Origin of the sequence: Vibrio sp. Vb2960 (genome assembly GCF_033337665.1) — a bacterium.
In the GTDB taxonomy this organism is placed as follows: Bacteria; Pseudomonadota; Gammaproteobacteria; order Enterobacterales; family Vibrionaceae; genus Vibrio; species Vibrio alginolyticus.
Window position 1 is genome coordinate 144,284 of sequence record NZ_JAWORD010000004.1, and the last position, 14,572, is coordinate 158,855.

General features: G+C 43.4%; 11 protein-coding genes. 7 read left to right on the top strand and 4 right to left on the bottom strand.

All coding sequences use genetic code 11. The features are described from left to right. Nucleotides 1–76 precede the first annotated feature (76 nt). Nucleotides 77–994, top strand: coding sequence for a UDP-3-O-acyl-N-acetylglucosamine deacetylase (gene lpxC / locus R7O03_RS05100; protein WP_005381871.1), 918 nt, complete (start codon nt 77–79; stop codon nt 992–994). A 113-nt stretch (nt 995–1,107) separates the two neighbouring features. On the opposite strand, the gene R7O03_RS05105 is transcribed toward lpxC, so the two are convergent. Next, nucleotides 1,108–1,566 (bottom strand): DUF721 domain-containing protein, encoded by a 459-nt coding sequence (locus tag R7O03_RS05105; protein WP_005381869.1) that lies wholly within the window; start codon nt 1,564–1,566, stop codon nt 1,108–1,110. Between the two features lie 407 nt (nt 1,567–1,973). Here R7O03_RS05105 and secA point away from each other — a divergent pair, with 407 nt between their 5' ends. From secA to carB, 5 genes are all read left to right on the top strand, one after another. Beyond that, entirely contained in the window at nt 1,974–4,703 is a 2,730-nt protein-coding gene (gene secA / locus R7O03_RS05110) for a preprotein translocase subunit SecA (RefSeq protein ID WP_005387389.1), read from the top strand. Nucleotides 4,704–4,858: 155 nt separating this feature from the next. Beyond that, nucleotides 4,859–5,257: an 8-oxo-dGTP diphosphatase MutT gene (gene mutT / locus R7O03_RS05115; RefSeq protein ID WP_005387387.1), complete on the top strand. Its 399-nt coding sequence runs from the start codon at nt 4,859–4,861 to the stop codon at nt 5,255–5,257. 110 nt (nt 5,258–5,367) lie between these two features. After that, nucleotides 5,368–6,177 carry a 4-hydroxy-tetrahydrodipicolinate reductase gene (dapB, locus tag R7O03_RS05120; protein WP_005381860.1) on the top strand — a complete coding sequence of 270 codons (810 nt, stop codon included), beginning with the start codon at nt 5,368–5,370 and terminating at the stop codon, nt 6,175–6,177. A 481-nt stretch (nt 6,178–6,658) separates the two neighbouring features. Continuing rightward, on the top strand, nt 6,659–7,798 hold the full coding sequence (gene carA / locus R7O03_RS05125; protein WP_017821483.1) for a glutamine-hydrolyzing carbamoyl-phosphate synthase small subunit: 1,140 nt from the start codon (nt 6,659–6,661) through the stop codon (nt 7,796–7,798). A 16-nt stretch (nt 7,799–7,814) separates the two neighbouring features. Then, entirely contained in the window at nt 7,815–11,048 is a 3,234-nt protein-coding gene (gene carB / locus R7O03_RS05130; protein WP_005381854.1) for a carbamoyl-phosphate synthase large subunit, read from the top strand. A gap of 323 nt (nt 11,049–11,371) precedes the next feature. On the opposite strand, the gene R7O03_RS05135 is transcribed toward carB, so the two are convergent. Together R7O03_RS05135 and R7O03_RS05140 are read right to left on the bottom strand one after the other, a co-directional pair. After that, complete coding sequence (locus tag R7O03_RS05135) at nt 11,372–11,797, bottom strand: hypothetical protein (RefSeq protein WP_054576664.1); 426 nt, start codon at nt 11,795–11,797, stop codon at nt 11,372–11,374. Then, a complete protein-coding gene (locus R7O03_RS05140; protein ID WP_262643546.1) occupies nt 11,794–12,465 on the bottom strand; it encodes a hypothetical protein in 672 nt (223 codons plus the stop codon). The genes R7O03_RS05135 and R7O03_RS05140 overlap by 4 nt, the downstream gene beginning before the upstream one ends. Before the next feature lie 501 nt (nt 12,466–12,966). On the opposite strand from R7O03_RS05140, the gene R7O03_RS05145 reads away from it, so the two are divergent. Next, nucleotides 12,967–13,746, top strand: a complete 780-nt coding sequence (locus R7O03_RS05145; RefSeq protein ID WP_017821480.1) for a TSUP family transporter — start codon at nt 12,967–12,969, stop codon at nt 13,744–13,746. Here the strand turns inward: R7O03_RS05145 and R7O03_RS05150 are convergent. Next, a complete protein-coding gene (locus R7O03_RS05150; RefSeq protein WP_064353625.1) occupies nt 13,688–14,542 on the bottom strand; it encodes a LysR family transcriptional regulator in 855 nt (284 codons plus the stop codon). The two genes, R7O03_RS05145 and R7O03_RS05150, sit on opposite strands and share 59 nt — an antisense overlap. Between the last annotated feature and the right edge of the window lie 30 nt (nt 14,543–14,572).

Below are 14,572 nucleotides of genomic sequence, written 5' to 3' on the forward strand. Positions count from 1 at the left end.
CTCAAAATTATGGTAGCATTCACGGTCGACGTTACAGACGGCCGTGTTTTGTAGCAAATTTTTGAGAGGCAAGCAGATGATCAGACAACGTACTCTGAAAGAAATAGTGAAAACAACTGGTGTGGGTCTCCACTCTGGTCGTAAAGTCACACTTACTCTGCGCCCGGCTGCTGCAAATACAGGTATCATTTACCGTCGTACAGATGTAAATCCACCTGTAGATTTTCCAGCTGATCCAGCTTCGGTTCGTGACACCATGCTTTGTACTGCATTGGTAAACGATGAAGGTGTGCGTATTTCAACTGTTGAGCACTTGAATGCGGCACTTGCTGGTATGGGCATCGATAACATTGTTGTCGAAGTAGACGCACCTGAAATTCCGATCATGGATGGTAGTGCAAGCCCATTTGTATACTTGCTACAACAAGCAGGTATCGAAACGCAAAATGCGCCAAAACGCTTCATCCGTATCAAAAAGCCAGTTCGTTTTGAAGATGGTGATAAATGGGCAGAATTTGTACCATTTAACGGCTTCCGTATGGACTTCGAAATTGAGTTTAATCACCCAGCGATTGAATCAGACGAGCAACGTTTGCTGTTTGATTTCTCGTCAAAAGGCTTTGTTCGTGAGATTTCTCGAGCACGTACGTTTGGCTTTATGCGTGATATCGAATATCTACAATCTCAAAACCTAGTTTTGGGTGGTAGTTTTGACAATGCTATCGTTTTGGATGATTACCGTATTCTTAATGAAGAAGGTCTACGCTTTGAAAATGAGTTTGTGACTCACAAAGTGTTGGATGCGATTGGTGACCTTTACATGTGTGGCCACCCAATCATTGGTGAATTCCGTGCCTTTAAATCTGGCCACGGTTTAAATAACCAACTGTTACGTGCTGTTCTTGCAGATCAGGAAGCGTGGGAGTGGACTACATTCGAAGAAGAAGTCGGCTCACCAGTAGCATTCGCAGAACCAAATATGGTGCTTGCGTAAATACTTGGCATTAGAATTAATAAAAAACCAGGCTTATGCCTGGTTTTTTGCTATTTGGCTTTAATCTTCGACTTATCAATAACATTCAAGCTTTCAGCATATTGAAATAACGTTCACTTACGATCTTCCTTTTCTGCCATATCGGCTAATCGTTTTAAACGCTCTTGAATTTTAGGTGGCGCCATGTCGGCAATCGTCATTAATGACTTTGCTGCAGATTCTGTTAGTGGTGGACGCTTAGGTCTGTCGTCTTGTTGAAAGCGGTTTCTATATAGTGAAGGATTGATCCTCACTTCAACGCTCATCAGCTTGGCAAAGCCTTGAGTACGAAGTTTATTTAGGATCATGAGGCGATCGTAATCGATCTTCATTTTGATTGCGGCACTAGAGACATCGATCAATAGATGGCCGTTACGAACATTCGCTACTCGGCAATGATCGGCCGTCCCCATGGGTAAGACCTCTTGCAAAGCTTGGTTAAGCTGTAAGATTTCTCCAGCATGTTCTTGAATCTGCTTGAACTGTGACTCAGCAATAACATCTTCAGTCGAGGTTGGACGGTGATCACGCATAGGTAAAATCTAATTTTGTTGAGATATAGCTATTCTAGAGCAGCTTTCTATCAAGGTATAGTTTACATTAACGTCTTTAGCTTCAGTTTTACAATGTAGCAAGGTAAAAAGCAAAGTTTGCTCTGGATGGATTACACATATTGCGGTATGCAATATCGGCTAATCAGTCACCACTTTAAGTAAAAACTTCAGAGTGCTTCAAACAAATACGTCTATTTATGGTTGTATCGATTAAAAATCCTTACACTAAGCCACATTGTTTCAAAACTTAGCCTTGAAATATGGATGTTTGAACTCAATATCTTTGATAAATGATTTATCTCAGTATTCTTAGTTCCAAACTGGCAGAGACTGAAGGCATTATGAGTAGATCGGGAACGGTCTGAATAAAGAGAGATTCACGAAAAATGATAACTAAGCTACTGACAAAAGTGATTGGCAGTCGCAACGACCGAACACTGCGCCGCCTTAGAAAAATTGTAAAAGAAATTAATAACTATGAGCCAACATTCGAGGCTCTAAGTGATGAAGAGTTAAAAGCAAAGACGGTTGAATTCCGTGAGCGCCTAGAGAAGGGTGAAACTCTTGATAAACTACTTCCAGAAGCTTTTGCTACGGTTCGTGAAGCATCTAAGCGTGTCTACGGTATGCGCCACTTCGACGTCCAGCTTATCGGCGGTATGGTTCTAAATGCGGGTCAAATCGCGGAAATGCGTACGGGTGAAGGTAAAACGCTGACGGCAACGCTTCCTGCTTACCTAAATGCCCTAGCTGGTAAAGGCGTTCATATTGTAACAGTGAACGATTATCTAGCTAAACGTGATGCAGAGACAAACCGCCCTCTATTTGAATTTTTAGGTATGACTGTTGGCGTAAACGTGCCAAACATGCCTCCTCAAGAGAAAAAAGAAGCGTACCAAGCTGACATCTTGTACGGAACGAACAATGAATTTGGTTTTGACTACCTTCGTGACAATATGGCTTTCCGTAGCGAAGATCGCGTACAACGTGAACGCTTCTTTGCAGTTGTCGATGAGGTGGACTCAATCCTAATTGATGAAGCTCGTACCCCTTTAATCATTTCTGGTCCTGCTGAAGATAGCTCTGAGCTATACACCCGAATCAACCTTTTGATCCCGCATCTTAAAAAGCAAGACAAAGAAGACTCTGAGGAATATCGTGGTGATGGTCACTACACTGTTGATGAGAAATCAAAGCAAGTATACCTCACAGAAACGGGCCAAGAGTACGTTGAAGAACTGTTGGTGAAAAATGGTCTTATGGAAGAGGGTGACACACTTTACTCTCCGACTAACATCAGCATGTTACATCACGTGAATGCCGCTTTGCGTGCTCATGTGTTGTTTGAGCGCAACGTTGATTACATCGTTACTGACGAAGGTGAAGTAGTAATTGTTGATGAACATACTGGTCGTACAATGCCAGGTCGTCGTTGGTCTGAAGGTCTTCACCAAGCAGTAGAAGCGAAAGAAGGCGTTAAGATTCAAAACGAAAACCAAACTTTGGCTTCGATTACCTTCCAGAACTACTTCCGCTTATACGAAAAACTGTCTGGTATGACAGGTACTGCGGATACTGAAGCGTTTGAGTTCCAATCTATTTATGGCTTGGAAACGGTGGTTATCCCAACCAACAAACCTATGATTCGTAACGATATGCCGGATGTGGTGTACCGCACCGAAGCTGAGAAGTTTGCTGCAATCATTGAAGATATCAAAGAGCGCGTTGCGAAAGGTCAGCCAACATTGGTTGGTACCGTATCGATTGAAAAATCAGAACTTCTTTCTAACGCATTGAAGAAGGCTAAGATCAAACACAACGTACTGAATGCAAAATTCCATGAAAAGGAAGCGGAAATTGTTGCTGAAGCGGGTATGCCTGGTGCGGTAACTATCGCGACCAACATGGCCGGTCGTGGTACGGACATTGTGCTTGGCGGTAGTTGGCAATCAAAAGTGGAAGCTTTGGAGAACCCAACTCAAGAACAAATCGATGCGATTAAAGCAGAGTGGAAAGTGGTACATGATCAAGTACTAGATGCTGGTGGTCTACACATCATTGGTACTGAGCGCCACGAATCTCGCCGTATTGATAACCAGCTACGTGGTCGTTCTGGTCGTCAAGGTGATGCGGGTTCATCGCGCTTCTACCTATCTATGGAAGACTCTTTGTTACGTATTTTCACTTCTGATCGTATGGCGAGCCTTATTCAAAGTGGTATGGAAGAAGGTGAAGCTATTGAATCGAAAATGCTTTCTCGCTCAATTGAAAAAGCACAGCGCAAAGTGGAAGGTCGTAACTTTGATATCCGTAAGCAGCTACTAGAATACGATGATGTGGCGAACGATCAGCGTAAGGTTGTCTACGAGCTGCGCGACGAATTGATGAACGTTGAAGACATCAGCGGTATGATCGAGCAAAACCGTGAAGATGTGCTAACAGCGGTTATTGATGAGTACATCCCGCCACAATCACTAGAAGATATGTGGGACGTTGAAGGTCTGCAAGAGCGCTTGAAAGCAGACTTCGATCTTGATGCGCCAGTGAAGCAATGGCTTGAAGAAGACGATAAGCTTTACGAAGAGGCGCTACGCGAGAAGATCATCAATCTAGCCGTTGAAGTGTACAAAGAGAAAGAGGAAGTGGTGGGTGCGCAAGTGCTTCGTAACTTCGAGAAATCGGTTATGCTTCAAACTCTGGATACGCTTTGGAAAGAGCACTTGGCAGCAATGGATCACTTGCGTCAGGGTATTCACTTACGCGGCTATGCGCAGAAGAACCCGAAACAGGAATACAAGCGTGAATCGTTTGAACTGTTTGAAGGTCTACTAGAAGCGCTGAAAACTGATGTGATTACTGTTCTATCTCGCGTTCGAGTTCAGCAACAAGAAGAAGTTGAACGTATGGAAGAGCAACGTCGTGCGCAAGCTGAAGAGGCCGCTCGTCGTGCTCAAGCGCAACACGCAGCAGCACAAAACCCTCTTTCTGAAGGTGAAGAATCTGAAGAAGGTTCAAGTCAGCCAATGGTACGTGATGAACGTAAAGTAGGTCGCAATGAGCCTTGCCCTTGTGGTAGTGGTAAGAAGTATAAACAGTGCCACGGCAAAATCGACTAACGTATTAGTCAGATAATTTTTTAAAGAGTCGCCTAGGCGGCTCTTTTTTTAAGCAAATTCTGTGGCTGTCGAATTTCATAAGTTTTGATAGCATCGGATAGTTTTAGAGATGCAAAGACCGTTGAAGCGTAACGGCTTGAGAGTTAGGAACCCCTATGAAAAGAATTCACATAGTCGCGGCTATTATTTTTAACCAAGACAAATCAAAAATTTTTATTACAAAGCGTCCAGACGACAAGCATAAAGGCGGGTTTTGGGAGTTTCCCGGCGGGAAAGTCGAGTCAGGAGAAAGTATTGAACATGCTCTAGCAAGAGAACTTGAAGAAGAAGTAGGAATTGAAGTTACTGAGCAAGCCCTTTTCGAGCATTTGGAATATGACTATCCAGACAAATCACTTAAGTTTGATTTTATTACGGTATCTAAGTTCAGTAATGAGCCTTACGGCCGAGAAGGTCAAGAAGGTCGCTGGGTTGAGATAAGAGAATTGGGTAACTATGCCTTTCCTGAAGCGAACGTGCCTATCTTGGAGCGTGTCGTAAAAGAGTTCGCTTAAGCCTGATGAACTTGCTTGTGGTAACCACGGTATGTTGTTAGTTTAAACAGATTAAGCGAAACGAGAGAACGAGAGCAAACCTCGTTATCCAGAGAAGGAGAGAAAGCGCAATGGTTCGTATTGCAATCGCAGGAGCAGCAGGCCGAATGGGCCGTAATTTGGTTAAAGCTTCACACCTTAATCCAGAGGCGACAGTGAGCGCGGGATCAGAACGACCTGAGTCCTCACTTGTCGGTGTCGATATCGGTGAACTTTGTGGTGAAGGCAAATTCGATGTGTTCTTAACGGATGATCTTGCTAAAGACGTCGATAATTTTGATGTAATCATCGATTTTACTGCCCCAGTAAGTACGTTGGCGAATCTTGAACTGTGTAAGAAGCATGGAAAGAGTATTGTGATTGGGACGACTGGTTTCAGTGATGCAGAGCGTGAACTGATTGACGAAGCCGCTAAGCAAGTGCCTGTTGTCATGGCTCCTAACTACTCTGTTGGTGTGAACCTAGTATTTAAGCTTCTTGAGAAAGCAGCCAAAGTGATGGGCGACTACTGTGATGTTGAGATTGTCGAAGCACATCATCGTCATAAAGTTGATGCTCCTTCTGGTACTGCTATCGGGATGGGCGAAGCCATTGCTGGTGCGATGGGCAACAAGCTGAATGATGTAGCTGTCTATGCGCGAGAAGGTATCACAGGTGAACGTACTAAAGATGAGATCGGCTTTGCTACAATTCGCGCTGGCGATATTGTCGGTGAGCACACAGCCATGTTTGCTGATATCGGGGAACGAGTGGAGATAACGCACAAAGCGACCGATCGTATGACGTTTGCTAATGGCGCCGTCAAGGCCGCTGTTTGGTTGAGTGCCAAACCAGCGGGCTTTTATACCATGACAGATGTTTTGGGATTGAATGAACTCTAAATACATAATTATTCGCCGGCGGTAGCCGGCTTTTTTATATCTATAGAATTATTTGTAAATGAAATGATTCTAACAGAAAGTATTTTGGTGCTTGCTTTTGTTGTTGTTTTGGTTGTTTTGTTGGCATTTTGGGTTTTGATGTCCAAAAACTAATGTCTTTTTTGTTGGGTGAACGTTTGCGTGAAAAACTCATACTTTTTTGTGATCTCTAAAAAGTTCAAATTTGTAAAATTCATTAAACCTCTATGCCTCTCTATGTAATAGCATGTAAAAGTTATCTTTTTGGGCCTTACTGATTCAAAATGACCTTACTCGCTAGAAATTAATCATTTATTTTTGATTGTAGGTTGACAGGTTTCGAGTCCAACTTTAGAATACCGCCAATTTGTCTGAAATACCTATTTATGTAGATTTTATAGGTAAAGGAAGGCATGTTTGCAGTTTGATTTATTTTTTTTGCATTTTTATTCTGGAGGTTGTCTTGGGTAAATTAGCACTGTTGGTCCTAGAAGATGGGACAGTGTTCCGCGGAGTGTCCATAGGGGCAGATGGTCTTTCCGTTGGTGAAGTCGTTTTTAATACCTCGATGACGGGGTATCAAGAAATCCTCACTGATCCTTCCTATTCTCAGCAAATCGTCACTCTCACTTATCCTCATATTGGCAATACCGGAACCACTTCCGAAGATGAAGAATCCTCTTCCATTCATGCACAAGGCCTTGTGATTCGCGATCTTCCTCTAATCGCTTCTAACTTCCGTAACGAACAATCCCTCTCTGATTATCTTAAGTCTCAAAATATCGTTGGCATCGCTGATATCGATACTCGTAAGCTCACTCGTATCCTGCGTGAAAAAGGTGCTCAAAACGGCTGTATTGTTGCGGGCAACAACCTAGACGAAGCTTTGGCACTAGCGAAAGCAAAAGAATTCCCAGGCTTAAAAGGAATGGACCTTGCGAAAGAAGTTACAACAAAAGAAGCGTATCAATGGAAGCAAGGTTCGTGGACGCTTGAAGGTGGACTTCCAGAGGCGAAAGATGACAGCGAGCTGCCATACCACGTTGTCGCTTACGACTTTGGCGCAAAACGCAACATCTTACGAATGTTGGTTGACCGCGGCTGCCGCTTAACGGTTGTACCTGCAGAAACGTCAGCGGAAGAAGTTCTGGCACTAAATCCAGATGGCGTATTCTTATCGAACGGCCCTGGTGACCCAGAACCATGTACTTACGCGATTGAAGCAACCAAAGTGTTCCTAGAAAAAGGCCTGCCAATTTTTGGTATTTGTCTAGGTCACCAAATTCTGGCGCTAGCATCAGGTGCGCAAACGGTGAAAATGAAGTTTGGTCACCACGGTGCAAACCACCCAGTAAAAGATTTAGAGCGTAACGTTGTGATGATCACTTCGCAAAACCACGGCTTTGCGGCAGATGAAGCAACATTACCGGAAAACTTACGTGCTACTCACGTATCGCTATTTGATGGCTCTTTGCAAGGTATCCACCGCACAGACAAGCCAGCATTTAGCTTCCAAGGTCACCCAGAAGCGAGCCCTGGTCCACATGACGCGGCACCGCTATTTGACCACTTTATCGAACTAATCAAAAAACACAGCGCTTAATTCGGAGTAGTAGATAATGCCAAAACGTACTGACATTCAAAGTATTCTAATTCTTGGTGCTGGTCCGATTGTTATCGGTCAGGCATGTGAGTTTGACTACTCTGGCGCACAAGCGTGTAAAGCTCTTCGTGAAGAAGGCTACCGAGTTATCCTGGTTAACTCTAACCCAGCAACGATTATGACTGACCCAGAGATGGCAGATGCGACTTACATCGAGCCGATTCAGTGGGAAGTTGTACGAAAGATCATCGAGAAAGAACGTCCTGATGCAGTTCTGCCAACTATGGGTGGTCAGACAGCACTTAACTGTGCGTTAGATTTAGAGAAGCACGGCGTTCTCGCAGAGTTCGGCGTAGAGATGATTGGTGCAACGGCTGATGCAATCGACAAAGCGGAAGACCGTTCTCGTTTTGATAAAGCGATGAAGTCTATCGGCCTTGAGTGTCCTCGCGCAGATACAGCGAAGAGCATGGAAGAAGCTTACAAAGTTTTAGATATGGTTGGCTTCCCTTGTATCATTCGTCCATCGTTCACCATGGGTGGCACTGGTGGTGGTATCGCGTACAACAAAGAAGAGTTCGAAGAAATCTGTCGTCGCGGTCTGGACTTATCTCCGACCAACGAACTTCTTATCGATGAGTCACTAATCGGTTGGAAAGAGTACGAAATGGAAGTCGTTCGTGACAAAGCGGACAACTGTATCATCGTATGTTCAATCGAGAACTTTGACCCAATGGGCATCCATACGGGCGACTCAATCACGGTTGCTCCAGCACAAACACTGACTGACAAAGAATACCAGCTTATGCGTAATGCATCGCTAGCTGTTCTGCGTGAAATCGGTGTTGAAACAGGTGGTTCAAACGTACAGTTTGGTATCAACCCAAAAGATGGTCGTATGGTCATCATCGAGATGAACCCGCGTGTATCTCGCTCTTCTGCGCTAGCATCAAAAGCAACAGGCTTCCCAATTGCGAAAATTGCCGCGAAACTGGCTGTTGGCTTTACGCTAGACGAACTACAAAACGACATCACAGGTGGTGCAACACCCGCGTCATTTGAACCAACTATCGACTACGTCGTAACTAAGATCCCTCGCTTTAACTTCGAGAAATTTGCTGGTGCAAACGATCGTCTGACAACTCAGATGAAATCGGTTGGTGAGGTAATGGCGATTGGTCGTAACCAACAAGAATCTCTTCATAAAGCACTGCGTGGCCTAGAAGTTGGCGCAACTGGTTTTGATGAGATGGTCGATCTGGAAGCGCCAGATGCACTGACTAAGATTCGTCACGAACTTAAAGAAGCAGGTGCAGAGCGTATCTGGTACATCGCCGATGCATTCCGAGCGGGTATGTCAGTCGACGGTGTGTTCAACTTGACTCAAATCGACCGCTGGTTCCTGGTTCAAATCGAAGAAATTGTAAAACTCGAAGAACAAGTCAAGGCGGGCGGCTACGCAGGTTTGACCAAAGAAGTGCTTCGTCAGATGAAACGCAAAGGCTTCTCTGATGCTCGCTTGTCTAAATTGCTTGGTGTCGCTGAAAGTGAAATTCGCCGTGCTCGTGAGCAGTTTGATATTCATCCGGTTTACAAACGTGTGGATACATGTGCAGCAGAGTTTTCTTCTGACACGGCTTACATGTACTCATCTTACGATGAAGAATGTGAAGCAAACCCAACAGACAAAGATAAGATCATGGTTCTTGGTGGCGGTCCAAACCGTATCGGCCAAGGTATTGAATTCGATTACTGTTGTGTCCATGCATCACTTGCGCTGCGTGAAGACGGTTACGAAACCATTATGGTTAACTGTAACCCAGAAACGGTATCTACTGACTACGATACGTCTGATCGTCTGTACTTCGAGCCAGTAACTCTGGAAGATGTACTGTCTATCGCTCGCGTTGAAAAACCAAAAGGTGTGATTGTTCAGTACGGTGGTCAAACGCCACTTAAACTGGCTCGTGCTCTAGAAGCGGCTGGTGTGCCAATCATTGGTACTAGCCCAGATGCTATCGACCGTGCGGAAGACCGTGAACGCTTCCAAGCCGCTGTTGACCGTTTAGGTCTACTTCAGCCAGAAAACGCGACAGTAACAACGATGGAGCAAGCGGTTGAGAAATCGAAAGAAATTGGCTTCCCATTAGTTGTTCGTCCATCTTATGTACTCGGTGGTCGTGCGATGGAAATCGTGTACGACGAGCAAGACCTGCGTCGCTACTTCAACGAAGCAGTAAGCGTATCGAACGAGTCTCCAGTTCTGCTAGACCGTTTCTTGGATGATGCAACCGAAGTTGATATTGATGCTATCTGTGACGGTGAACGCGTCGTTATCGGCGGTATCATGGAGCACATCGAACAAGCGGGTGTTCACTCTGGTGACTCTGCATGTTCACTGCCTGCATACACGCTAAGTCAGGAAATTCAAGACAAGATGCGTGAGCAAGTTGAGAAGTTAGCATTCGAACTCGGTGTGCGCGGTTTGATGAACACGCAGTTTGCTGTGAAAGATAACGACGTTTATCTAATTGAAGTGAACCCTCGTGCTGCTCGTACGGTACCATTCGTATCGAAAGCGACAGGCGCTCCTCTAGCGAAAATCGCTGCACGTGTAATGGCGGGTCAATCTCTAGAGTCACAAGGCTTTACTAAAGAGATTATCCCTCCTTACTACTCAGTGAAAGAAGTGGTTCTGCCGTTCAACAAATTCCCTGGTGTTGACCCTCTATTGGGCCCTGAAATGCGCTCAACAGGTGAAGTAATGGGTGTGGGTGCAACGTTCGCAGAAGCTTACGCGAAAGCAGAGCTAGGTTGTGGTGCGGTTTATCCTGAAGGTGGTCGTGCGCTACTGTCTGTACGTGAAGGTGATAAAGAGCGTGTTGTTGACCTAGCTTCTAAGTTAGTGAAACTGGGTTACCAGTTGGATGCGACACACGGTACTGCTGTAATTCTGGGCGAAGCGGGTATTAACCCACGTTTGGTAAACAAAGTACACGAAGGTCGTCCACACATTCTTGACCGCATCAAGAACAACGAATACACCTACATCGTAAACACGGCTGCTGGTCGTCAAGCGATTGAAGATTCGAAAGTTCTACGCCGTGGTGCACTGGCAGAAAAAGTGAACTACACAACGACACTGAATGCAGCGTTCGCTACATGTATGTCTCATACTGCAGACGCAAAAGCGTCAGTAACTTCGGTTCAAGAGTTACACGCTAAAGTGAAAGCGAGTCTAGACGCGTAACAGATAAAAATCAGTAAGCTCATTAATCAGGGCTTACATGACAACCTCATTGCCCGCTCATTTGAGCGGGCTTTTTTATATCGAGGTTTTTCTAAAATGAAGAGCATTAAAGTGTGCTAGGAACGATTGGTATGCTTCGCTTTTGAAGATCATTAAGCTAATGATGGCAAGCAATGTACCCAAAGATGAAGAAATAGTACTACCACTTGCTGCAACAAAATTAATGCTGTAGGACTGAGGTATTAAGCCGACCATAACTCTTTAAGCAGATAGGTAATTAGAAAAAGTTAAAATAAGCAGTGTCGAGCTTAAAAACATACTAACTATGGAGTGCTTCGATATGTTCTTTTTTCTAAGACTAAGTTATAAGTTGATTCTTCAGTATCAAGAGAGTATCCGTTACTTTTTGCAAAAATATCTGCTGCTAGTAGCGAGGGATAAAGAAGAAAAAAACTAGTTACCGATATAGTTAGGAATATCTTACTAGAGCTTTTAAACTCACTTTTAGTTAGGAAATTATTTGATTTTAATGTTTTTACGGACATTCTAGAGCATTCAAATAAGATCAAACTAGAGCCTATAATCAAAATATCAGCCTGATCAAAAGATGAATAACTTTCATTATTATAGATGTTAAGATAAAAGTCTGACAATCCATCAAAACCATATATTAACAGTGATATTGCTGATGCTAATAAAATTATTAAATAAAAAAACACTTGCGTTCGGTCGTAACTCCCTTTTTTCATCGTAACAAACCTCGTTGTATTTCTTGCGAGAAAATCATACTTTGAGTTTTACGTTGAATCTCATTATATTCTTCTTTTGCTCTTCTCTTTGCTTCTATATCTCTTTGCTTTAAGTAAATATCTATAGAGGCTATTAACTTCTGTGTTAAACCTCGTTTATCATTTTCTCTATTCAATAAAAGACCTACAGCCGAGCTTATCAAAATAGCCCCTAATAATGGGCCAGCACTTAAAGTTACAACACTGCCACCCACTGCTGCGGCAAAGTTTACAAATATAGCTGCTGCAGCTGACGATAACCCGATAGTGATTATATCACTAGCTAAAGTACCAGATAGTTTGGCTAAGGTTTGACGGTCATTGAGGAAAAAGTCAATCACTCTGTATGTGGATATTAAGATAATTGTTATTATGCCCCCACTTCTAATGGATTGTAATGCCCCTTCTGATCCAACAGCGAACTTTGCCACAGTTGGAGTGGGAAGAAATTTTCCTAATCCAGAAAGCTTTGAGTGCATAGCAGGGGAGCCTGTGAGTATGATATGTGGAGCTCCAGAATAATTTTTAACGATAACAGAGCTATTATTTCCGTACAAATAGTTTGATAAGTTGGTTATAAAAACTAAGTCCTGTCCTGTAGCATAATAGTTTGCTGTATTTTCAAACATTCCCTTTATCTTTTCCCAACGTTCTAATTTCGCTTTATCTTTTACATTGTTCTTGACAACGATATCGAAGCTCTCGATAGATAAGATAATGGTTTCTTGATTTCGATGTTGATGATTTGATTTATAAAGTGGGTAGGTGCTTATACTACCACTATTTTTTGAGGATTGATGTCGGATAAAGGGTAGTTGCTAGTCATGTATTTTCCTCAGATATCGGGCCTTGAGCGCTGACAATGTAAACTCTACATGCTGAACAGATCTTTCATATTCGTCTAGTTTTATATTTAAAGGTAAGCGTTTGATCTCATTATCAGGAATAGATTTGTGACAGTGATTCAATTCTTTCTGACAACTAAATTTTATATAAAAGTTTGGAGTCAAGTTTAAGCATTAATTCTATGAAAATTAGGAATAGATTGGTGTCTTGACTTTCCATTGGTAGTTTTGTGAATAAGTGCTACCGTTTCTTCCTCTTTGATACCTCTTCAAAAAGGAAGTGTAGTGGAAATCACGGTTGAAATTTTGTTGGCCTTATTTTTGGTTGCGACTGCCGCAGGCTTTATTGATGCGATGGCTGGTGGGGGAGGGCTCATTACGCTCCCTGCGCTTTTGGCTGCGGGGTTGAGTCCGACTCAAGCTCTAGCAACCAACAAGTTACAAAGTTCGTTTGGCAGTTTCTCTGCTAGCTGGTATTTCGTGCGTAACGGTATTGTCAGCTTAAAGGAAATGCGTTTCGCGATACTCTGTACTTTTATTGGTGCAGCGATCGGTGCCGAGGCTGTGCAGTTTATTGATGCTAGCGTACTCACCAGTTTGATCCCTGTTCTTTTGATAGCCATTTCCCTCTATTTTTTACTCGCGCCAAGTACGCGAAAAATCGATGGAGAACCAAAGTTATCTGAAGCGATGTTTGCGCTATGCATTGGTGGCGGGATCGGTTTCTATGATGGCTTTTTTGGCCCTGGGACTGGATCTATTTTTACTGTTTGTTTTGTTGCACTAGGTCACTTTTCTTTGGTCGAAGCCACAGCTAGAACCAAAATCCTCAATTTCACGTCAAACATTGCGGCACTACTCTTTTTTATCTTAGCTGGGTTGCCCGTGTGGAAGCTTGGCTTAACCATGGCTGTTGGCGGTTTTCTTGGTGCTCAGTTAGGAGCGAAGGTCGTGGTAAGTAAAGGACAAAAATGGATTCGTCCTCTAGTTATAGTGATGTCGATGCTTATGGCAACGAAACTTCTTTGGCAACAACATCAGCAATGGATTCTGTCAGTGCTTTAACTCGTTCGCTACGATATGTGCTGTGACGTAAGCAGATATGTATTGGTCGAACTAACTGATCTAGCTCTTCAAAGTCATAGCAGAACTTAGATGTGATATTAAGTGTCGTTAGGATAGATTTAGGGATTAAAGCGGGAGCCATACCTCCCAAAGCCAGTTGTGCTGCCGCAGTATACGAATCCATTTCCATCAAAGGTTCGATTCCGTGTTTGGATAAAATAGCTTGTTGATATGTGTTGGCAGGGTTAGTTAGGTCATTGGTCAAAATAGCTTTAGGTAGTTGTGAAAGTGAATGTCGACTGACAATTGAGAAAGGTTCATCGGCGAGGTGAAGGCTCATTAATCCATGATGAGGTGGTAGATAGCCAGCGCAAAATCCCAATGTTGCTTTGCCTGATTTCACATTCTCAATAATGCGTGGCGTATGATTGGTCGATATTCGTATGTACTGATCATGGGCAAAGTGTTCTGCCATGATCATGCTGAGGTATCCCGCCACTAAGGTTTCAGAGCAGTCCATTTTGATTAAAGAAGTATCTTCTATTTGTTGTTGATCGTGGATTTTTCCTCTTAACTCATTGAACGTGGGTTCTATTGTGTTTATGAGGGCAAGGCCATCGGAGGTCAGCTTTATGTGCCGACCATTTGGCTCTATCAATTTTTTTCCTAACTTCTTCTCTAGATTTGAAATACGTTTACTCACGGCAGATTGACTAATATAGAGTTGACTGCCTGTGCGGCTCATGGTTTTTTCTTTACTGAGGACAAGTAACGTTTCAATACCTTCAAGCAACATAATGATTAATGAAAGTTAGGAATGGTTGAG